The organism is Undibacterium sp. Xuan67W, from assembly GCF_049340165.1.
Classification (GTDB): Bacteria; Pseudomonadota; Gammaproteobacteria; order Burkholderiales; family Burkholderiaceae_D; genus Undibacterium.
Genome location: NZ_JBMPPN010000019.1, coordinates 1 through 21,939 on the forward strand (window position 1 = coordinate 1; position 21,939 = coordinate 21,939).

At 50.5% G+C, this 21,939-nt stretch carries 24 protein-coding genes; 14 read left to right on the forward strand and 10 right to left on the reverse strand.

Going from position 1 to position 21,939, the window contains the following annotated elements; translation table 11 throughout:
* From ACO0LE_RS15525 to rpsL, 4 genes are all read right to left on the reverse strand, one after another.
* On the reverse strand, nt 1-123 hold a 123-nt coding region (locus tag ACO0LE_RS15525; protein WP_017454492.1), incomplete at its 3' end, for a GTP-binding protein.
* Nucleotides 124-215: 92 nt separating this feature from the next.
* Nucleotides 216-2,321, reverse strand: a complete 2,106-nt coding sequence (gene fusA / locus ACO0LE_RS15530; protein WP_422954728.1) for an elongation factor G — start codon at nt 2,319-2,321, stop codon at nt 216-218.
* 140 nt (nt 2,322-2,461) lie between these two features.
* Nucleotides 2,462-2,932 (reverse strand): 30S ribosomal protein S7, encoded by a 471-nt coding sequence (rpsG, locus tag ACO0LE_RS15535; RefSeq protein ID WP_262838688.1) that lies wholly within the window; start codon nt 2,930-2,932, stop codon nt 2,462-2,464.
* 143 nt (nt 2,933-3,075) lie between these two features.
* Nucleotides 3,076-3,459 carry a 30S ribosomal protein S12 gene (gene rpsL, locus ACO0LE_RS15540; protein WP_110258019.1) on the reverse strand — a complete coding sequence of 128 codons (384 nt, stop codon included), beginning with the start codon at nt 3,457-3,459 and terminating at the stop codon, nt 3,076-3,078.
* Nucleotides 3,460-3,940: 481 nt separating this feature from the next.
* On the opposite strand from rpsL, the gene ACO0LE_RS15545 reads away from it, so the two are divergent.
* The 11 genes from ACO0LE_RS15545 (at nt 3,941) to ACO0LE_RS15595 (ending at nt 14,863) form a co-directional block, all read left to right on the forward strand.
* Nucleotides 3,941-5,851 (forward strand): phosphoethanolamine transferase, encoded by a 1,911-nt coding sequence (locus ACO0LE_RS15545; RefSeq protein ID WP_422961259.1) that lies wholly within the window; start codon nt 3,941-3,943, stop codon nt 5,849-5,851.
* 409 nt (nt 5,852-6,260) lie between these two features.
* A complete protein-coding gene (locus ACO0LE_RS15550) occupies nt 6,261-7,391 on the forward strand; it encodes an MlaE family ABC transporter permease (RefSeq protein ID WP_422961260.1) in 1,131 nt (376 codons plus the stop codon).
* 11 nt (nt 7,392-7,402) lie between these two features.
* The gene (locus ACO0LE_RS15555; protein ID WP_422961261.1) at nt 7,403-8,248 is read left to right on the forward strand and encodes an ABC transporter ATP-binding protein; all 846 of its coding nucleotides are present in this window, start codon (nt 7,403-7,405) and stop codon (nt 8,246-8,248) included.
* A complete protein-coding gene (locus ACO0LE_RS15560) occupies nt 8,248-9,192 on the forward strand; it encodes an MlaD family protein (protein WP_422961262.1) in 945 nt (314 codons plus the stop codon). The genes ACO0LE_RS15555 and ACO0LE_RS15560 overlap by 1 nt, the downstream gene beginning before the upstream one ends.
* Nucleotides 9,193-9,266: 74 nt before the next feature.
* Entirely contained in the window at nt 9,267-9,914 is a 648-nt protein-coding gene (locus ACO0LE_RS15565) for an ABC-type transport auxiliary lipoprotein family protein (protein WP_422961263.1), read from the forward strand.
* Nucleotides 9,915-10,023: 109 nt separating this feature from the next.
* Entirely contained in the window at nt 10,024-11,181 is a 1,158-nt protein-coding gene (locus tag ACO0LE_RS15570) for a VanZ family protein (protein ID WP_422961264.1), read from the forward strand.
* Nucleotides 11,182-11,271: 90 nt separating this feature from the next.
* The gene (locus tag ACO0LE_RS15575; RefSeq protein WP_422961265.1) at nt 11,272-11,589 is read left to right on the forward strand and encodes a (2Fe-2S) ferredoxin domain-containing protein; all 318 of its coding nucleotides are present in this window, start codon (nt 11,272-11,274) and stop codon (nt 11,587-11,589) included.
* Nucleotides 11,590-11,591: 2 nt separating this feature from the next.
* Entirely contained in the window at nt 11,592-12,245 is a 654-nt protein-coding gene (locus ACO0LE_RS15580; RefSeq protein WP_422961266.1) for an alpha/beta hydrolase, read from the forward strand.
* Between the two features lie 45 nt (nt 12,246-12,290).
* Nucleotides 12,291-13,457 carry a D-alanyl-D-alanine carboxypeptidase family protein gene (locus ACO0LE_RS15585; RefSeq protein WP_422961267.1) on the forward strand — a complete coding sequence of 389 codons (1,167 nt, stop codon included), beginning with the start codon at nt 12,291-12,293 and terminating at the stop codon, nt 13,455-13,457.
* Nucleotides 13,458-13,709: 252 nt separating this feature from the next.
* The gene (locus tag ACO0LE_RS15590) at nt 13,710-14,555 is read left to right on the forward strand and encodes a D-amino acid aminotransferase (protein ID WP_422961269.1); all 846 of its coding nucleotides are present in this window, start codon (nt 13,710-13,712) and stop codon (nt 14,553-14,555) included.
* Between the two features lie 17 nt (nt 14,556-14,572).
* On the forward strand, nt 14,573-14,863 hold the full coding sequence (locus tag ACO0LE_RS15595) for a DUF493 family protein (protein WP_422961271.1): 291 nt from the start codon (nt 14,573-14,575) through the stop codon (nt 14,861-14,863).
* Between the two features lie 166 nt (nt 14,864-15,029).
* On the opposite strand, the gene ACO0LE_RS15600 is transcribed toward ACO0LE_RS15595, so the two are convergent.
* Together ACO0LE_RS15600 and gcvA are read right to left on the reverse strand one after the other, a co-directional pair.
* Complete coding sequence (locus ACO0LE_RS15600) at nt 15,030-15,647, reverse strand: chalcone isomerase family protein (RefSeq protein WP_422961272.1); 618 nt, start codon at nt 15,645-15,647, stop codon at nt 15,030-15,032.
* A 135-nt stretch (nt 15,648-15,782) separates the two neighbouring features.
* Nucleotides 15,783-16,667: a transcriptional regulator GcvA gene (gene gcvA, locus ACO0LE_RS15605; RefSeq protein WP_422961273.1), complete on the reverse strand. Its 885-nt coding sequence runs from the start codon at nt 16,665-16,667 to the stop codon at nt 15,783-15,785.
* A gap of 208 nt (nt 16,668-16,875) precedes the next feature.
* On the opposite strand from gcvA, the gene ACO0LE_RS15610 reads away from it, so the two are divergent.
* The 3 genes from ACO0LE_RS15610 to lipA are packed head-to-tail and all read left to right on the forward strand — an operon-like array spanning nt 16,876 to nt 18,944.
* Nucleotides 16,876-17,214 (forward strand): DUF2917 domain-containing protein, encoded by a 339-nt coding sequence (locus tag ACO0LE_RS15610; protein WP_422961274.1) that lies wholly within the window; start codon nt 16,876-16,878, stop codon nt 17,212-17,214.
* Nucleotides 17,215-17,264: 50 nt separating this feature from the next.
* On the forward strand, nt 17,265-17,951 hold the full coding sequence (gene lipB / locus ACO0LE_RS15615; protein WP_422961275.1) for a lipoyl(octanoyl) transferase LipB: 687 nt from the start codon (nt 17,265-17,267) through the stop codon (nt 17,949-17,951).
* A gap of 12 nt (nt 17,952-17,963) precedes the next feature.
* Nucleotides 17,964-18,944, forward strand: a complete 981-nt coding sequence (lipA, locus tag ACO0LE_RS15620; protein ID WP_422961276.1) for a lipoyl synthase — start codon at nt 17,964-17,966, stop codon at nt 18,942-18,944.
* Nucleotides 18,945-19,035: 91 nt separating this feature from the next.
* Here lipA and ACO0LE_RS15625 read toward each other — a convergent pair whose 3' ends face one another.
* The 4 genes from ACO0LE_RS15625 to ACO0LE_RS15640 form a co-directional block, all read right to left on the reverse strand.
* Nucleotides 19,036-19,926, reverse strand: coding sequence for an anti-sigma factor family protein (locus tag ACO0LE_RS15625; protein ID WP_422961277.1), 891 nt, complete (start codon nt 19,924-19,926; stop codon nt 19,036-19,038).
* On the reverse strand, nt 19,923-20,498 hold the full coding sequence (locus ACO0LE_RS15630; protein WP_422961278.1) for an RNA polymerase sigma factor: 576 nt from the start codon (nt 20,496-20,498) through the stop codon (nt 19,923-19,925). The genes ACO0LE_RS15625 and ACO0LE_RS15630 overlap by 4 nt, the downstream gene beginning before the upstream one ends.
* Before the next feature lie 14 nt (nt 20,499-20,512).
* Entirely contained in the window at nt 20,513-20,890 is a 378-nt protein-coding gene (locus ACO0LE_RS15635) for a hypothetical protein (RefSeq protein ID WP_422961279.1), read from the reverse strand.
* 206 nt (nt 20,891-21,096) lie between these two features.
* Nucleotides 21,097-21,906 (reverse strand): sulfite exporter TauE/SafE family protein, encoded by an 810-nt coding sequence (locus tag ACO0LE_RS15640; RefSeq protein ID WP_422961280.1) that lies wholly within the window; start codon nt 21,904-21,906, stop codon nt 21,097-21,099.
* Nucleotides 21,907-21,939 lie beyond the last annotated feature (33 nt).

Consider the following 21,939-nt stretch of genomic DNA (forward strand, 5'->3'; position numbering starts at 1 on the left):
GCCAAATTTCTTGGACAATACTGTCGCAATCGCTGCTGTCAGAGTGGTTTTACCGTGATCAACGTGACCAATTGTGCCTACGTTGACGTGCGGCTTGGTGCGTTCAAACTTACCTTTTGCCATTTTATTCTTCCTTCAAAAAGAACGATTTATCAATAATGTGCCCGCCTCAGCGTGAGGCGGGCTTTTCAGATACTTACTTATTTCAGCTTAAATTACTTCGCTTTTGCCGTCACGATTGCATCGATAACGTTTTTCGGCGCTTCGGAGTAGTGCTTAAATTCCATCGTGTATGTTGCGCGACCTTGAGTTGCTGAACGCAGGGAAGTCGAGTAACCAAACATTTCGGACAATGGCACTTCTGCCTTGATGATCTTACCGCCACCACCAGGAATCTCATCCATACCTTGCACCATACCACGGCGTGAGGACAAATCACCCATGACTGTACCTGCGTAATCCTCTGGCGTCTCAACTTCCACAGCCATCATCGGCTCCAGAATAACTGGGCTCGCTTTACGGCAACCGTCTTTAAACGCCATCGAACCCGCCATACGGAACGCGTTTTCGTTGGAATCGACATCATGGTAAGAACCGAAGAATAAAGTTACCTTAACATCAACAACTGGGTAACCAGCCAATACACCAGAAGCCAGAGTTTCTACAACGCCTTTTTCAACTGCAGGGATATATTCACGAGGAACAGTACCACCTTTAATTGCGTCAACGAATTCAAAGCCTTTGCCTGGTTCTTGCGGTTCAATCTTCAGAACAACGTGACCGTACTGACCACGCCCACCAGATTGCTTAACGAACTTACCTTCGATTTCTTCGCAAGTTTTGCGGATAGTTTCGCGGTACGCAACTTGTGGTTTACCTACTGTCGCTTCAACGCCGAATTCACGCTTCATACGATCAACGATAATTTCCAGATGCAACTCACCCATACCACCGATGATGGTCTGACCAGATTCTTCATCCGTTTTTACGCGGAATGATGGATCTTCCTGTGCCAGACGATTCAAAGCCAAGCCCATTTTTTCCTGGTCAGCCTTAGTCTTAGGCTCAACAGCCTGAGAAATAACTGGCTCAGGGAAAACCATGCGCTCCAGAGTGATGATCGATGCTGGATCACACAAAGTTTCACCAGTTGTAGCTTCTTTCAAACCAACGGCAGCAGCGATATCGCCAGCATGAACTTCTTTGATTTCCTCACGTTGGTTAGCATGCATCTGCAAAATACGGCCTAGGCGTTCCTTTTTATTCTTGTTCGGGTTGTAGACTGTATCGCCCGACTTCACGGTACCAGAATAAACACGGAAGAAAATCAACTGACCAACGAACGGATCCGTCATGATCTTGAATGCCAAAGCAGAGAACTTCTCAGTATCTTCTGCCTTACGCGTTGTTGGCTCATCATCTTCATCCAGACCAGACACTGGTGGGATATCCACTGGTGATGGCAGGTATTCAATGACCGCATCCAACATCGCCTGTACACCCTTGTTTTTAAACGCAGTACCGCACAGCATTGGAACGATTTCGGCAGCAATAGTGCGTGCACGAATCGCTGTTTTGATCTCAACTTCAGACAAATCACCTTCTTCAAGGTATTTATTCATCAGCTCTTCATTGGCTTCAGCAGCAGCTTCTACCATTTTTTCGCGCCATTCAGCAGCTTGGTCAGCCAGCTCTGCAGGGATATCACGATAATCAAACTTCATACCCTGAGATGCGTCATCCCAGTAGATCGCCTTCATTTTGACCAGATCGACTACGCCCAGGAAGTTCTCTTCCGCACCGATAGGGATTTGCATCAAAATTGGGTTGGCTTTCAAGCGTGCGCGCATTTGCTCGTACACTTTGAAGAAGTTCGCACCAGTACGATCCATCTTGTTGACAAATGCCAAACGCGGTACTTTGTACTTGTTCGCCTGACGCCATACAGTTTCAGACTGAGGCTGCACACCACCTACTGCACAGTAAACCATGCAAGCACCATCCAGCACACGCATGGAACGCTCAACTTCGATTGTGAAGTCAACGTGACCTGGCGTATCAATGATATTGATGTGATGCTCAGGGAAATTATTTGCCATGCCTTTCCAGAAGCATGTTGTCGCAGCGGACGTAATAGTGATACCACGTTCCTGCTCTTGCTCCATCCAGTCCATGGTAGCCGCGCCATCATGCACTTCACCGATTTTGTGGTTTACACCGGTGTAGAACAAAACGCGTTCAGTTGTCGTCGTTTTACCAGCATCAATGTGAGCCGAAATACCGATGTTGCGGTAGCGCTCAATGGGGGTCTTACGGGCCATAGCTAATCCTAAATCTTTTAATGGACAAAACCGAGCGCAATTTTTTGTGAAAATTACGCCCGGCCTGATTCAAAATACTTGCCAGAACTGCTGCATTAATCATCACCTCAATTAAACGCAACAGCTCCCTACTCTTACTCTTAGAAACGGAAGTGGGAGAAAGCTTTATTTGCTTCTGCCATACGATGAACTTCATCGCGCTTCTTCATTGCACCGCCGCGACCTTCTGCGGCTTCCAGCAATTCGCCACCCAAACGTTGTGGCATGGATTTTTCGCTACGCTTGTTAGCGGCTTCACGCAACCAACGCATAGACAAAGCCAAGCGACGAACTGGACGAACTTCGACCGGCACCTGGTAGTTAGCACCACCAACACGGCGCGACTTCACTTCAACCAGAGGCTTAGCGTTGTTAATTGCCAGTGCAAACACTTCCAATGGATCTTTACCAGATTTTTGCTGGATATGATCGAATGCACCATAGATAATGCCTTCAGCGACAGATTTCTTGCCTGACAACATCAATACGTTAACAAATTTTGCAACTTCTACATTGCCGAACTTTGGGTCCGGCAGAATGTCCCGTTTCGGGACTTCACGACGACGTGGCATTTCAATTCCTTTCAATCTTCAGTTGAGCATCGAGCAACAATTCACTCCACACTCGCGGCAAACCATCATAGCTCACCACTTACTCGACCCATTCGGGACCGACACTGATCCGTAAAGCTTACGGAGATTAAATTACGAGATTATTACTTCTTAACAGCCTTAGCACGCTTCGCACCGTATTTGGAACGAGCTTGCTTACGATCTTTAACGCCTTGAGTATCCAAAGCACCGCGAACCATATGGTAACGAACACCAGGCAAATCCTTTACACGACCACCGCGCAGTAACACTACGCTATGTTCTTGCAAGTTATGGCCTTCACCACCGATGTACGAAATCACTTCGAAACCGTTAGTCAGACGTACTTTGGCAACCTTACGCAAAGCCGAGTTAGGCTTTTTTGGGGTTGTAGTATAAACACGGGTACATACGCCGCGTTTTTGCGGGCTGTTTTCCAGCGCCGGAGATTTGCTCTTGACACGTGCAGAAACACGTGGCTGGCGAATCAGTTGATTGATGGTTGGCATCGCTCTTAATTCCAACAAAATACAACGTTAAAACACAATCCCGGAAACGGTTGCCCGGGGACTTAAATCCATTTTTATGCCCGATATTTCGCTGGGCAAACTCAATTTTTTACTTAGTATGCCGACCACATTTTGAGAGAAAACGTGCTAGCCATAGACCATCCAAAATCGAGAACTCGCAAGTTTAAACCCTAAATAATGCGACTGTCAATCTGTTTGTTTTGCCGGAAGCTGCTGGCAAATCAAGTAGTTACGTGCGTCAGCTGCGAGACGGGCCTTATAGGATAGATGGTTTTTGAGGGATTGCAAGTATGCGTACCGGGACTTGTTTTACTCAATCCGAGTCAAGATTTTCGTAACAATCCTCAAGCCAGGTGCACCTGAGTGCATAAATCATTTATATTTACGCGCTCTATTTACTTCTGATCAGCTCCCGGTTAGCTAACAGCTCCATTTATCAGACGACACACTCAGGATCGCTATGCCGTTGTTGCAGCCTGCTGCCTTATTTATTCTGGTCAGCTATTTTCTTTTGTCCGCACTCCCCTTCTTTTCTCTCTTGCAGGGAAAGCCCGTCGAGCAGGCATGGCATATCATCACGCTGGAATTATTCGCCTGGCTGGGAATCTGGTCATTGTGCAAAAGGCCGCGCTGGTTTCAGTGGCTGCTATTACCTGCTTTTTTTGCGATCCCCACAGAAATATATTTACGCCTTTTTTTTGGCCAGGGAATTTCGACCCATCATTTAGGCATCATTGCCGAGACCAGTCCGAAAGAAGCACTGGAGTTTCTCGGCAATAAAACCTGGCTGCTTTTGCTCGTTTCAATTGCCGTGATTGCCTGGTGGTGGAGCGTACTGGCACTCAGCAAACGAACCAAGGCACTGGACTGGACACACATCTCGCGCTGGCCCGTTTTATTAACAATTTTGTCAGGCATTGCTGTTTGGACCTACGGTCAGCAAATTGGCATTCAGCCAGCAACACCCAAAGTCAGCGCTAAAGCCAGTGCCATCTCCAGCTCTGCCGGCGGAACAGCCAGCGCATCTGACGACAACGAAGAAGAGGAAGACGACGAGGATAGCAACCCGTCATCCCCAGTATCCTCGCAACAGGCGTCGTCATATCTGGAAAAACAATGGGCAAAACTCTTGCCGCAACTCCCGAAGCTTCCACACTGGGCCAACATACCGTATGACGAAGAACTGTTTGCCCGCACCTGGCCGTTTGGTCTGGCAGTGCGCGGCGTCGACTTTTGGAGTGAGCGCAGCTACCTCTCGAAGCTTGCGGATAAAAGCAGCGAATTCCAATTTAAAGCCTATCAGACTGGCGACCAGAGCAAGCCGCAGATCGTCGTCATGGTCATTGGCGAATCCTCTCGCTACGATCGCTGGAGCCTGAACGGCTATGAGCGCGATACCAATCCCTTACTTAAATTGGAAAGCAATCTGGTCAGTTTTAGCGATGTCGTTACCGCTGTTGCTGCAACCCGCTTGTCGGTTCCTATCATCGTCTCACGCAAACCCGCTGCGCAAAGTCTGAAAGCAGGATTCTCTGAAAAATCCTTCATCACCGCATTTAAAGAAGCTGGTTTTAAAACCTTCTGGCTATCGAATCAAATGAGTTTCGGTCAATTCGACACGCCGACCTCGGTGTTTGCCAAAGAAGCCGATGTCACACAATTTCTTAATCTAGGTGGCTTCACCAATAGCTCAAATTTTGATCAGGTACTGTTAGCACCAATGAGCAACGCCATGCGCGACCCCGCCCAGAAAAAACTGATCGTCCTGCATACGCTCGGCAATCACTGGAACTACAGCCATCGTCATCCGAAAGAATATGACCACTGGAAACCATCGCTGTTTGGTGTCGCCAATCCGGCCTACACGGACCTGAAAAACAAGCAGGCGCTCAACAACAGCTACGATAACTCTATCCTGTACACCGACTGGATGCTGTCCGAAGTCATACAAAAACTTAAAGCAAGCGAACAGATCACTTCGATGCTGTATGTGTCGGATCATGGACAGACCCTCTATGATGGCACCTGCAATCTGGCCTTTCACGGACACAATACCCAATACGAATTTCACATTCCTGCGTTCATGTGGTATTCCGACGCCTATCATGCAAAACATCCCGACAAAATTGCGCAGCTCCGCAAACACCAGAACGCGAAACTCTCAACGGAAAACGTATTTCATTCCCTGCTCGACCTCGCAGACATTCACTATCCCGGAGAGCGGCTGGAATGGAGTTTTTTAAATCCTAAATTGCAGGCACATATCCGCTACGTCGACAGCTATGGCTGGACGAATTATGACAATGCCACATTCAAAGGCGACTGCCGCGAAGTGATGGATAAAAAGACTCCCATACCACAAGAAAAATAGGGAGTATCTGATATTAAAGGCTTATTCCGCAGGTATTTAATGCGGATTAAATCAACATAATCACATACTCACCACTAGTATATCAACGACACACAACTAAAGACCAGTGCGACCCTTGGGTATTACTTTAGGCATAATTTTTGGTATTACACCGGCAAAACAGAATGCAAAATGCGCAATTCATATTTACCAGCTTCAACTTGATCGTCTGCCCGGTACACGGCATCGCAACATGCATCGCCATTTTGTGTATGCGTTACGCACTGCACGCTAGAATACATGTATGCCGCTAACCACCTCGCTTGCCGGATTATTTTCGAGGTTATTAGCGCAGTGATTTAACCGACTATTTGCGCAATTATTCGAAGCATCATTTGCTGCACTACCTAATCTCCCTTACACTGACCGCATGCCTCGTGAGACCCCCCCCGCTCTGACTATTCAACCAACCTCGCCTGTCACGATAAGCCTGACAGGCTCCTGGCGCGCGCAATCCTTGAGTGATCGCCAGACCATGCAAATCATCTGCAAGCAACTGCACGATCTGTCTTCACCAATCGATGGCGCAGCGCACTGGGATCTCAGCGGCATCAGTGCACTTGATCACATCGGTGCGCAGCTCTTGTGGCAAGCCTGGGGCAAATTGCGTCCTGCGCATCTGGCACTACAATCCTGCCATGAGGGATTACTGGTCCGATTAGAAGAAGTTAGTAAACTCCCGGTACCACGCCCGCCCAAAGAACGACTGACCCGCGTTATGCGGCTCGGCGTCATCATGCTGGGCTTCTTCGAACATGCGATCGGCCTGGTCGCTTTGCTCGGTCAATTAATGCTGGATTTCATGCGCTTCGTGCGTCATCCGTTAAAAGGCCCGTGGAAAGAAATTTCTGCCAATCTCTATCGCACCGGTTTTCAGGCGCTCGGCATAACGGCCTTGGTCGGTGTGCTGATCGGTATCGTGCTGTCCTATTTATCGGCACAACAATTACGGACTTTTGGCGGCGATCTGTATATCGTCAATATTCTCGGCATGAGTATCATCCGCGAGCTAGGGCCACTGCTTGCGGCGATACTGGTTGCAGGTCGCTCAGGCTCAGCTATCACGGCGCAGCTTGGCGTCATGCGTGTCACTGAAGAGCTCGATGCCATGAGAGTCATGGGTATACCGCTCGGATTTCGCCTGATCATGCCAAGAGTGCTGGCGCTTGCTATCGCAATGCCACTGCTAGTGATCTGGACCGATGTCATGGCGCTGATCGGCGGCATGCTCGCGGCCCAATATCGACTTGGCATGTCGCCAGAGTTTTTTCTGCATAAGCTGCCCGAAGCCGTCGCGCTGGTGAACTATTGGATAGGCCTACTAAAAGGCGTAACATTTGGCATATTGATTGCGCTGGTCGCCTGCCATTTTGGTTTGCGCATCAAACCAAATACAGAAAGCCTGGGACAAGGCACCACCAGCTCTGTCGTCATCTCAATCACAATTGTGATCATCGCTGATGCCATATTCGCGATTATGTTTAGCAAAGTCGGTTACTGATGGACAAGATCATGACCAGCTACGCAACGCAGGTGCCAACGCAATGTGCCAGTACAGCAACTACCGGACGACCGATAATTGATATTCAAGGACTGCGCACGCAATTCGGCCGTGCCGTGGTGCATGACAATCTGCAACTCCAAGTCATGCAGGGCGAGATTCTCTCTATCGTCGGCGGCTCCGGCTCGGGCAAAACCGTTCTGATGCGCCAGATGCTAGGACTAGAGAAACCTAAGCGCGGCACCATCCGGGTATTTGATGAAGATATTCACGCGCCTAAAGAAGATAATCTGGATTTTTTACGACGTCGCTCGGGTATGCTATTTCAGCATGGTGCTTTGTATTCCGCGCTGACGGTATTCGACAACGTCGCGCAGCCGATGCGAGAGATGGGTACTTTGTCCGAGAGTCTGATCGCCGATATGGTGTATTTAAAACTGCATATGTCGGGCATCGCTTTTGAACATGCGCGCAAAATGCCATCGGACTTGTCCGGCGGCATGATCAAACGGATTGCACTAGCTCGCGCCCTGGCGCTTGATCCTGAATTATTATTCCTGGATGAACCGACTGCCGGGCTGGACCCTGATCGATCAGATAGCTTCGTCAGCCTGATTCAGGAACTACATCAGCAACTCAACCTGACTGTGGTTATGGTGACGCATGATCTGGATACTTTGTTCGCACTATCAAACCGGATTGCGGTGCTAGCAGATAAAACGGTAGTTACCATCGGTGCGCCGCAAGAGGTCGTCACGTTCAAACACCCATTTATTAAAAAATTCTTCCTTGGTGGTCGCGGCATGCGCGCCATGGAAGTGTTTGCGCCTGCGGGCGCTGAAGGAGCAAGACCGTAATGGAAAACAGATCACATGCTCTGATGGCGGGCTTTTTTACCATCGCCCTGCTTGTACTGACTGCCGTGTTCGCGCTCTGGCTGGGCAAGGACAAAATCAAACGTACACCATATGAAATTGCCACCAAGCTCTCCGTTGCAGGATTGAATGTGCAAGCTGCCGTGCGCTATAAAGGGATCAAGGTTGGCAATGTCAGCAGTATCAATTTCGACCCTGCAGTACAAGGTCAGATTTTGCTCAAAATCGATGTCATCAGCGACACTCCGATCACACCCGACACCTACGCCACTCTCGGTTATCAGGGTGTTACGGGAATTGCTTACGTACAGCTTGATGAAGACAACGTCCATGCGCCGCATGGTGCTTTAATTGCCGCCAGCGGCGATGCGCCCGCACGCATTCCTCTCAGGCCCGGGATTATGCAAAATCTCGAACAACGCGGCATGGCGATACTAAGGCAGACCGAAGAACTGACTAAACGCATCAATACGCTGCTGGATCCGGATAATCAAAAATCTATCACCAGCGCGATTGATAATATCGGCAAGGCCGCGGCCGCATGGCAAAAAATACCGGACAGACTAGGGCCGACTTTAGATAAATTACCCACACTGGCGGATCAAACTCAAAGCACGCTGGCCGCCGTTAAAACACTATCAGGCGACGCCAGCAAGCTCAGTAATAATTTGAACCAGTTCACGATCAGCATGCAGGCACCGGACGGACCGCTAGCCAGGCTAAACAACTCAGTAGAACTTATCAGCGCCGGCATCAGCCAGGACACGCTGCCAAAAATCAACGCAGTGACCACGGACGCGCGTAACAGTTTGCGCTCGATCAATCGTACTAGCGATGCGCTGAACGAGCGCCCGCAAAGCCTGTTATTTGGCAATCCCATGACCCCGCCGGGTCCGGGTGAAGCCGGATTCAATCCGGCGAAATAACGAACTCAGATCCGTCCAATTAGCTTACTCATTGCCTTACTAAGTTACGCCAGGTCCGCAACCAAGGAATTGTCATGAATTACCGAAATATCACTTATCTGCTGAATCTGATGGTCTGTTTGTTCCTGCTACAAGGATGCGCAAGTCCGGCACCTGTCAAACAGGCCTATGATTTTGGCTCCATACCGGCGATTGGATCGACCGGATTAAGCGCAATATCAACAGCAGCAGCACCGCTAACCGCAACGACTACAGCGAATTTCGCCATCAGCCTCGCCGACATCAATACCCCAGCATCATTAGACGGCACTGCCATGCTATATCGCCTGGAATACGACAACGCACAGCAAACACGCCCGTATTCCCAGCATCGCTGGAGCATGCCACCGGCGCAATTGTTGGCGCAACGTTTAAAAGCACGCATCGCCGGTGCTGGCGGCAGCGTCGTATCGTCTCGTGATGGTGTCAGTAATTTACCACTGCTACAAATCGATCTCGATGAGTTCTCGCAAGTTTTTAGCTCCGGCTCGGCAAGTAGTGCACAAATCCAACTCCGCGCAACTGTAATCAAAGGACGCACGCTACTTGCGCAGCGCAGTTTTAGTCGGCAGATCGCCTCATCCAGCGCCGATGCCCCCGGTGGAGCCAAGGCCATGATGAATGCCAGCGACGCCGTCATCGCCGACCTGCTGGCATGGCTGAATGCTATGGCACTGCGCTAGTCGATACTTGATCGTTGGCGTTCACTTGTAGACGGATCATTTTTAAGCTGCTTTTTTAAGCTGATCACTTTTCTCTTACCGCACTCCTTTGCCCCTTACTCAAACGTCGATGGAAGAACCCAGCACCACCACTGATCCGACTACCTCGTTCGATGAGCTGATCGCCGAACGTCAGGCATCGCCGTTCGCAAGAGCGGCACTGATGGCGTATTTATTCCTGATTATGTATGCGAGTCTGTATCCGTTTTCGGGCTGGCAAAACGATAATCTGGCCGCCTTGCTGGATGTGATTCAGCAATGGCCGCGTTACTGGACAGGCTTCGACGCCCTGACCAATGTGCTGGGCTACATCCCGCTTGGCATGCTGATTGTGTTCGCGCTCTATCCCGTATGTCGCCGCAGTGTGTCGGTCGTGATTGCGTCCACCGGTGGTGCACTGCTGTCAGCGACGATGGAGATCACGCAGTACTTTTTGCCGAGCCGCGTCACTTCCCTGCTCGATTTTTTAACCAATGCGGGCGGCTCCATTCTTGGCGCCATCATCGGCGCACTCATGATCCCACTCTTACTTGAAAAAGGCCGCCTGCGTTTATTGCGAAAGCGCTGGCTGTACACGGAAGCCAGCAGAGAAATTCTGGTGCTTAGCCTGTGGCCGATGGCGCAGATTTATCCACAAGCGCATTTATTCGGACTGGGGCAAATCCTGCCCATCCTGTCATTTTGGATCAACGATTTTTTTGATTTGTCGATTGATATCAGCAGCCTCCTGATCAACGACATCGACCTGAGCCCTGAGCAATTTTTACTCGCAGAGACGATTATTACGGCTTGTGGTTGCACGGGCGCGGTCTTAATCGCCTTATCCATATTGAACCGTCACGCGCCGAAAGTCCGCTTGGCAGGATTACTGTTAGTCGCCGCTATTTGCGCCAAGGCGCTCGCAAGCGCACTCTTGTTTAAACCGGAATTTTCCTTCACCTGGCTGACTCCCGGTGCGCAAGGCGGCCTGGTGATTGCCGCGATCATGCTGTATGGCTTTTCATTTGCACCCCATCATGTGCAGCGACGCTTAGCGATCCTGATGTTGGGAATTAGTTTGACCGTTGTGAATCTTGTGCCGATCAACCCTTATTTCATTGTTACGCTACAGACTTGGGTGCAAGGTAAATTCTTGAACTTCAACGGAGCCGCGCAGTTTTTATCCTTGTTATGGCCATTCCTGATGCTTTGGATCTTGCTTAGCAGAAAATTACCTGAACGCAAGTAAGCAGGTTTTTTTCTAAAGCGCCCATGCATCAAGTCCGACTACCTCGCTAGCGTGTATCATAGTGGCTCACTTCAGACACACCGACATATCATGGCTGACACTCCCTATTTTGAAAAACACGTGTTTTTTTGCATGAACCACCGCGATGACGGTCGCCCTTGCTGCATGGATCGTGGCGCTCAGGTAGCACAAGAGCATGCAAAAAAACGTATCAAGCAACTCGACCTGAACGGGCACGGCAAGATCCGCATCAACAAAGCAGGCTGCCTGGATCGCTGCGAAGAAGGTCCAGTCATGGTGATCTATCCGCAAGGCACCTGGTACACCTTCGTCGATCAATCCGATATTGATGAAATTATCGAGGTCGATCTGGTCGGCGGACGTACTGTTGAACGATTAAAAATTTAAGCATGAACGCCCAAACTGAACATTTCATGATCAGCGGTGCAGCCGGGCAACTCGAATGCGCGCTCGATCTGCCGGATGCCGGACAACTCGCCGCACCGCGCGGGCTGGCACTGGTCGCACATCCGCATCCGCTATTCGGCGGCAGCATGGATAACAAGATCGCCCAGACATTGGCGCGCGCTTTTGTCGCGCTTGGCTATGTTGCCGTCCGCATGAACTTTCGCGGCGTCGGCAAATCCGAAGGTGTCCATGACCATGGCGCTGGTGAAACAGATGACATGGCTCTGTTGCTCGCCCATATGCGCCAGTGTTATCCTGAGCTGCCGCTGGCGCTCGGTGGATTTTCTTTTGGCACCTTTGTGCAGTCACAATTACAGCAACGACTGACCGCGCAAGGCAAACCGGCAGAGCGCCTCGCCCTGATCGGTACCGCTGCGGGAAAATGGCCAATGCCCGATGTCCCTGCAAACACGATACTGATCCATGGAGAACTCGATGACACGATCCCCTTGCAAGCTGTGTTTGACTGGGCACGTCCGCAGGACATTCCTGTCATCGTGATTCCGGGCGCGGATCATTTTTTTCATCGCAAGCTGCAACATATCAAAAACTATGTAGTCAACTTGTGGGATAAACCTGATATCTCCTCGATTTAGTCATTTATTTTTGCATTCACATTAATACCGCTTACTACCGATTCAATGAAAAAATTCTTCGCATCACTACTCAGCATCAGCGCACTCGCTACCAGTATTTTCACCGCCCCGGTCGCCACAGCACAAAGTCTGCCAGCGCCAACGATCGCCGCCAAATCCTGGCTGCTGCTCGACGCGACCAGCAATCAGGTCATCGCCTCGCAAGATCCGACGCTGCGCATAGAACCTGCCTCGCTGACCAAGATAATGACCGCCTATCTGGTGTTCACCGCTGTCAAAGAAAAAAAGCTCGATCTCAATCAGAGCGTGAATGTTTCAACCCGCGCCTGGAAAGTCGATGCCAGCAGCTCAAAGATGTTTATCGAACCCAACAAGCCCGTCACCATCAATGAATTGCTCTATGGACTGATCGTCCAGTCAGGTAATGATGCGGCGGTAGCCCTGGCCGAAGCAGTCGCCGGTAGCGAAGACGCTTTCGTCGTACAAATGAATCGTGAAGCAGATCGTATCGGTTTGAAATCTAGTCATTTCGCCAATCCGCATGGCTTGCCCAGCCCGGAAAATTACTCAACTGCTCAGGATTTATCTGCGCTTGCAGCACGCCTGATCGCTGATCATCCTGAGTTTTACAAAACGTACTACTCAACGAAAAGCTACACCTATAACAAAATCACACAGCCAAACCGCAACCGCCTGCTGTGGCTGGACCCGACTGTCGACGGCATGAAAACCGGTCACACCGAAGCCGCAGGATACTGCCTGATCTCCTCATCCATTCGCCCCAACGGCACAGGCCAGCGCCGCCTGATTTCTGTCGTAACCGGCACAGCCAGCGACCAGGTCCGTGCGCAGGAAAGTCTCAAACTATTGAACTGGGGTTTCCTGAATTTCGACACCGTCAAACTCTATGAAAAAGGTCAGGCAATCGCCACACCAGAAATCTGGAAAGGCACCCAAGCCCAGATCAAAATCGGCTTTAACCGTGATTTGTATGTGACATTGCCAAAAGGCGCCGCGTCCAAGCTAAAACCTGCACTCGAACGCAAAGACCCGCTAGTCGCGCCGATTGCCCTAAACGGCAAAGTCGGTACCGTAAAAATGATGTTGGACGGCAAACCCGTCGCGGAATTTCCAGTTCTCGCCCTCGAGCAAGTCGAACAAGCCAGCATCTTCGGACGCGCATGGGATTCGCTGCGATTGCTGTTTAAATAGTCCGGCTTTTTCAACGATAAAACGGAGCTACTTCAGCTCCGTTTTATCATTCTGAAAACGCTTTACCAGACTAAAAAATGCGACTATCAATACACGCTGGTTTTGGTGAGGAAACAACTGCTGGCGGGGAGTTCATAATTTAGCATACAGCCTCAATGTCATCAAATTCATTCCTAATTTGCATAACCTTAGACTAGCTTCTGTGTAAAATTTTATAGATCATCTTTTTCACCACTAATAACCGACCACATTATGAATGATCCTCTTGTTTATCTGAACGGCAGCCTGACGCCACTCTCCGACGCCAAAATTCCTGTGCTTGATCGTGGCTTTATTTTCGGTGATGGTATTTATGAAGTGATTCCGGTGTATGGACGCAAAATGTTTCGCGCTGACCAGCATCTGGCTCGCTTGTTTCGTAGTCTGGCGGCGATAGGTATTCCAAATCCGCATGACAAAACGGGCTGGCTGGCGCTGATTGCGCAGGTCATGGATGCCCATCCTGCTGATGATCAGATGGTGTATCTGCAAGTCACTCGTGGCGTGGCAAAACGGGCGCATGCGTTTCCTCAGGAAGCCGTGCCTACTGTTTTCATCATGACCAATCCGATTGTGTTGCCATCGGATGCGGTGCGTGCCAAAGGCGTTACTTGCGTATCGATGGACGACAAACGCTGGTTGCGTTGTGAGATTAAGTCGATCTCGTTGCTGGGTAACGTGCTGGCAGCGCAAAACGCGGCGGAGCACGGTGCAACCGAAAGCATCCAGTTCCGCGATGGCTTTTTGACCGAGGCATCGGCTTCAAATGTCTGGATCGTCAAAGACGGCGTACTGTCGGGGCCGCCAAAAGATAATCTGATACTTGAAGGTATCCGTTACGGCCTGATCGAAGAACTGTGCGCCGCGAATGGCATCAGCTTGCAAGCGCGCAAAATCACACGTGAAGAAGTGTTCGCTGCCGATGAAGTGTTGTTATCATCCGCAACCAAAGAAGTGCTTGCTGTCGTCAAGTTAGACGAGCAGACTATTGGAAAAGGCGTTCCCGGCCCCATCTACCAGAAACTGTATGCGGCCTACCAGCTAGCGAAAGCCGCTTAATTTTCTGAGTTAATACTATGTCAAACCAAATCCTCCCCCCTGTCGATCCTGCTGAAAGCCTGATTGAGTATCCAAGCGAGTTCCCGATCAAGATCATGGGGGTAATGCACGACGACTTCGCACAAACCATGGTGGAATTGGTGACATCGCATGATCCGACTTTTCATTCAGGCAAACTGGAGATGCGCCCGTCGTCAAAAGGCACGTATCTGGCGCTCACCGTGACTGTGTGGGCTGTCAGCCGTGAACAACTTGACAATCTCTACCGCGAATTGTCTGGGCATCACATGGTGAAAGTCGTTTTGTAAAAAATTACTTCCTGTATCGGAATAGCGATATCAGATGATACCTATACTCCGCCTCAGTATAATCTAGCCCACTACGCCAATAAAGCGGAATGGGCTATTTTTATATGTCATATCAAGGGAGTATCTACGTTGGCGCAACGCAACCTGCAGTCAGATCTGATTAGACTCACCGATATGTCTTATCTGGCGTGACATATGCTGGCAGGCCAAGCAACTCGCGCTTCAGCGTCTCTTGCACTGGCTGGTCACCGAGCCAGATACGGAAAAACACGCGCGCAAACTGATCGCCTTGCATTACGGTTCCTAATTGGGTTTTATTTACATAAGCGCTCGATCCAATACCGGGCACATAATCAAAAGTAATCGTATCACCATTTTTTACCATGGGAATGGTACCAAATACCTGACCAAACGAAGCCATCTGCATGGTCACATCAGCGAGATCTTTTTGACTATTATTTTTGCGCATGCCTTTGAGCATTGCGGCTGCCAGCTCATTAACGTCGATGTCACGCAAAATATGTAATACCATTTTGCGGGGACCACTAGCGATTACTTGCGCAGGATTATCTGTTTTTACAGGAAGATACAGAGCGGCAACATAAGCCTTGGCAAACAAAACGGAGCGGACGCCAGCGCCGTTCAACACCAACTCCTTATTTCCTAAAGTCACCTGATTGGCAATCTTGATCTGCTGGATTTCAACAGCCTGACATGGCAACACAGCAAGACATAAACTCAGGGCCGCAATGCCGGAAAAGATACGTAAAGAAAACGATTTCATAGTAGGGAGTAGGCGTTAGTTTAGAGAAGACGCTCTATTATCATCTGAAATTCTTTAGAAAATGACAAGTTTGCAAAACTTCACATTGTGGAATGCGGAATAGCCACAATACTCCCCATCGATCATCTCTCCCTGTTACTTACCAATTTCTTCCAGCAACCAGGCGCGAAATGCTTTGACCTGCGGCTTCTCCATGGCATGCGCCGCGTAAACCAGGTGGTAGGACACCGGACTTGGGATGGCGATATCAAACAAACGCACTAGCAGCCCGCTTTCTATATCTGGCCGCACAATCGCATGCCGCCCCAGAGCAATGCCCTGACCGTCCACCGCAGCACGCGACAGAATTGAGGCATCCTGAAATACCAGTCCGCTGGTCGGCTCCTCATTATCTAGGCCTGCCGCACGGAACCAGGGTTCCCACGGCTCCTCATCACAACGAAGCAAATGGGACGATGCCAGCTCAGAAGGCGTTTTAGGCAATTGCCCTCCGTGATAGTAGGGGCTCACAACCGGGTAATAATAATCACCCATCAGCAGCTCACTCACCAGTCCCGGATAATTACCCAGACCAAACCGGATCCCGATATCAATCGACTCACGGCTAAAATCAGAAAGTTGATTACTGGACTGCAAACTTACCTCCAGATCGGGATAATGTTCAATAAATCGCCCCAGTCGTGGCGACAGCCAGCGCGCTGCAAACGAAGGCAATGCCGTGATCGCCAGTCTTGGCTGCTGCTGTCTCACTTTCAGCGTCTCAGCCGCTTTGGCAATATCCCCCAATGCCGTGCGTATCGTGTTGGCGAACTGCTCGCCATCCGGCGTAATCGCAATGCGCTTGCCGTGGCGGGTAAACAGCGCAACGCCCAACTCTTCCTCTAAAGCGCGGACCTGATGACTGATCGCACCATGCGTCAGATGCACCTCATCCGCAGCCCGTGAAAAATTCTGATGTCGTGCAGCCGCCTCAAACGCACGCAGTGCCGCCAAATTAGGCAGCCGCCGAAAATCGCTCATAGATTTTTGAACTCCGTTTTGTTATAGATCAAACGCATTACAATGACATCTCTATGTGAATTAAATTAGCAAACAATTCAAAAATTACTCGTTTTGCATATCCAATTTGAGCGCCTACAATGATCTTATCGCAGCGCAACAAATGATTTTCTCTCTCCACAAATCACAATGACGCTGATTTTAATGCCATAAAGCAAGGAGTTTTGAAATGACAAATAATTTCGCAAAACCATCTTACACCATTCCTTCCGGTAATACCGTTTCCGGCACGCTGGAACAAGCACGCCGCATCGAGATCGCCTGCGGTCGCGTCTGGTTGACGATTGCCGGTGAAGAACATGATTTTTGGCTGTCCGCCGGTGACACAGTCAATCTGCCGGCAAACCGCCTGATCGTGATCGAATCGGATCAACAGGCAAGTCTGATTGAATTATCCGATGTCGTCGAAGCGACTACTGGCTCAAGCATGCATCAGCACACATCACTGAACGTAGCCAACTATTTGCAAAAACTGTCGCAAAAGCTGCGCGACCAAGTATTTGCCTGATTCTCTGCAATTGCGAACGACAAGGGCGCGAGCTGTTAAACTAGCGCCCTATGCCAGAAAATAGCTCAGAAAACATTTCAGAACTCAGTCGGTCTTCAAACGCGCCCAGAATCCTGCGCCGCGGCCTTGAAGATTATCAAGCCAGCTTCGATGCGATGCGCGCCTTTACCGATGCGCGCAGCGCCGATACCCCCAATGAATTCTGGATCGTCGAACATCCTCCCGTGTTCACCCTTGGGCTTGGTGCGGATCAGTCGCATGTTCTGGCCCCCAATCACATTCCCGTCATACAAACCGATCGCGGTGGCGAAGTCACCTACCATGGCCCCGGCCAGGTCGTGATTTATCTCATGATGGATCTGCGCCGCAGCCATCCCAAGGCACGCCTTTTTGCGCGTGAATTTGTGAATAAGATAGAACAAGCCGTGATCGACACCCTGGCAGCGTATAATCTCGCTGGTGAGCGCAAGGCTGGTGCGCCGGGCATCTATGTCAGCAATGGCGAATTTGCCGGAGCCAAAATTGCCGCACTGGGACTCAAAGTACGTGGCAACGGCTGTACTTATCACGGCGTGTCATTGAATGTCGACATGGATCTGACGCCATTCTCATGGATCAATCCTTGCGGTTATGCCGGTCTGGCCACCGTCGATATGAAAACGCTAGGTGTCTGCGCAGCACTGGACGATGTCCAGAACACCCTCGCTCACCATTTGCAAGACCTTTTGACTTCGTAATTACTCAGCACCATGACAACCGAAAACACACCCGTCTCCGCAGCAGCAACCACCGCATACGATCCGACTGAGAAACAAAAAGGCGCCAGTAAAACCGCGCGTATTCCGATCAAGATCGTCCCGATGGAACGTCTGCCAAAACCGGACTGGATCCGTGTTAAAGCCGGTTCGCCGACCACACGTTTTTACGAAATCAAAGACATCCTGCGCGCCAACAATCTGGTAACCGTGTGCGAAGAAGCTTCCTGCCCGAACATTGGCGAATGCTTCGGCAAAGGCACGGCGACCTTCATGATCATGGGCGACAAATGCACACGCCGCTGCCCGTTTTGTGACGTCGGTCATGGCCGCCCTGATCCGCTCGATGTCAATGAGCCACTGAACCTGGCGAAAACCATCGCTGCGCTCAAACTCAGCTACGTCGTGATCACCTCCGTCGATCGTGATGATCTACGTGATGGCGGCGCTGCTCATTTTGCAGAATGCATTACCAAAATCCGCGAATTGTCACCATCAACCCGCATCGAAATTCTGACACCGGATTTCCGTGGCCGTATGGACCGCGCCCTGGAAATTCTGAATATGGCACCACCCGATGTCATGAACCACAATCTGGAAACCGCACCACGCCTCTACAAAGAAGCACGTCCGGGATCAGATTACGACTACTCACTGAACCTGCTCAAGCGTTTTAAAGAACAGCATCCCAACACACCGACCAAATCCGGCATCATGGTCGGTCTGGGTGAGACCGACGAAGAAATCCTGCAAGTCATGCGCGACATGCGCGCCCACAATGTCGATATGCTGACCATCGGTCAATACCTGGCACCAAGCGGACATCACCTGCCGGTGCGCCGTTACGTGCATCCCGACGTATTCAAAATGTTTGAAGAAGAAGCCTACAAAATGGGGTTTGCCCACGCAGCGGTCGGTGCAATGGTGAGGTCATCGTACCATGCAGATCAACAAGCACATGGCATAGGCGAATAAAAAACATACCGTAAGTTACTTCCAGATAGCATAAAAAAATCCCCGGTAATCACTGAAAACGACCGGGGATTTTTATTAGTCACTTAGCGTATTAACGCGCTTGAGTCTCTGGCTGAGCTGGCACAGACCCTGGCTGCAACTGCTCAAATACCAGCATCGATAATTGCGACAGGCTGTGTTTATCAATATTGCCGGACAGGGCGTAGCCGAACTGCCCGTCTATCCAATAAAACACACTGACCTGACCTTCTTTGAGATAACGAAAACCCGTGTCTTTGTTACTCTTGTTTTCATTCGATGCATACAGGGTCAAACGCAGACCCGATGCGTTCTGGTACATAAATTGTGCCACGGGTCCGGAGATGCCCGGCAGCAAGCGACCGCCGACCAGTTCATAGCCTTTTGCGCTTAGTTTCGGCGGTTTGAGCGGGCTGCCGAGTCGTTTCGATAACCATTTGACCAATTGCTCTTCCTGATCCGAACCGACCTCGACCGGACGCTTGACGTCTGGCGTGTAGACCACGTGCGCAATGGCGGCGCGATGGGGCAGACTATCGGTCTGATTGTCCGCCTGATTACCTGCGGAATGGTCCTGCTCGTTGATTGCCAAGGTCGCGTTCTGCGTTGCATGCAAATTCCAGCCAGCCAGGCCGCCACCTGCACCACATATCACCCCGAATAGGATGCCTGCGGCGATCCGTTGCAGAGACCAGTACGCAAAAAAAGAGCGCTGACTTTGTGCTGACAATTTTTGTGCAGACAATTGCTCTTGCAGCCTCAGCGGAATTGGCTCATCGAGTACGTCGTCCATCATCTGGTGGATTCCGACATTCTGCGATTGGTAAGCTTGCACTCTTAGCAGATCTTCAGGATGCTCCACCAACCATTGCGCAACTTCGTGCCGGCGTGCATCGGATAATGCATCATCGACATAAGCGTGCAAATCGCTTTCAGATATGCTCGGAATGGACGGCGACATCATTTAACAACCTTTAGTGTAGGTAATGTTCCAGAATTATTTTTATGAGTTTGAGGCGTGTCATTAGTTGCCATCAACAGCCGTAATTTTTCGCGCCCGCGACTCAGGCGCGACATGACAGTGCCGAGCGGAATATCTAAGGCCAGCGCGATCTCTTTATAATCCATCTGCTCAAGAGAGATTAGCAACAAAACTGCGCGCTGCTCTCGCGGCAGCATGCGTAAAGCAGTATGCAAATCAAGTATCTCCAGACGGTCACTTTGTGTTGCACGAGTCGAACTCTCTGCCGCTTCCTGCCCGTCTGCGTTGCGACTATCCTCTGTGGCTTGCTCCCTATCGATCAGTTGCAAAGAGCCTTGTCTGACCTGCGTCACATAGAGGTTGTGCATGATGCCAAATAACCATGGCCGGATATCACCGCCTGCGCGCCATTGTGCACGCTTCAGCCACGCGCGCTCCAGCGTGTCCTGCACCAAATCATCGGCAAGCACTCTATCTGCCACCAACGCCCGCGCATAACGTCGCAGGCGTGGCAAGCAGTCGGTCATTAACGCGGTGAGATCAGCTAATGCCATTGACGGTAGTGTCCTTAGTTTTTAATGACGTGCCAGATTTCTTTCACGTTATCGCCAGTGCGATCGCCCTCTTGCTTATCTTTTGCAAACATATACAGCGGCTTGCCTTTATATGCCCATTGCTTACTACCATCGTCGCGCGTGATGACGGTGTAATCACCACTACCAGTTGCACCGGCGGCTGCCGTCAATGCAGGCCAGAGTGTCAGGCAGGCGTCGTTACAGACGCTTTTGCCGTTACCGGTGACATCTTTATCAAAAGTGTACAACGTCATGCCAGCCTTACTCACCAGAATATCGCCGGATTTTTTGACCGGTACATCGGCGGCTAATGCAACACTAGCGAGCGAAAAAGAGGTCAGCAGAGCCGCTACCAAGTGTGAAATTTTCATCATATCTCCAGATTCATCATTGAGTTCGTCGTTAAATTCATTCATAACAAGAGCGTTACAAATAGGTATACGTAAAAACTCGGGAATTTATTCCAGCGACAGACAATTAATTTCGATGACAACCATTACAGATAAAAATGCTGAGGCGATCATGCAAACGATGCAAGGAGAGCAGGCATTACGGTCGTTGTAGCTACAGCGCAGGCTTATGCCGTGACGACGCGATAAATGAAATTCAACGCAACCAGTACCAGCAATCCGGCAAAAGCAATCTGTATCGTATGCTCCCGCAAATGCCGTCCGATATAACGCCCTGCCAGCATGCCCAACGCCGAACTCAGCATAAAAAACGCCGCGAACTCTGGCGGAATCACCGCGCCGTGCATGACCGCACTAGCCACACCGGCGCTTCCCACCAGCGCAATCACCAGCAAAGACGTCGCTACCGCGCCATGCATGCTGAGATTCGTATAGCGGCGCAACATCGGCACAATCACAAAGCCACCGCCAACACCGAGCAATCCCGTCACGAATCCTGCAATACCACCGATACCGGCAATCACCAGGCTGGTTGTCAGCGTCCAGTCAAATCGTCCCGTCACATTATTAATACACAAAAGCGGCGGCGCTTGCGCATCTGACGGATCCGATGCCGCCTGCGCAGAATGCCTGAACAGACGCACAGCAACAATCAGTAAAATCCCAGCAAATAAAGTCATCAACCAGCTTTGTGGCAGTGTTTGTGCCGCCAGGACACCGGCAGTCGTCAACGGCATTCCCACCAAGGCCATGACAATCGCGGCACGGTAGCGCACCAGTTTTTTTTGGAAACCTTCCACCGTACCGACCACGGCGCCGGCAGTGACAGCCAGCAAGGCAACTGGCATCGCCTGCTGCATTTGCCATCCCATCGCCTGCACCAGCGCGGGAACAGCAATGATGCCGCCGCCAGCGCCCGTCAAGCCCATGACAGCGCCGACAATCAGACCAATGAATAAAGCAATCAGAGTGCTCATTTTTGAGGAAAATTGACTAGAGAAAATTATGTT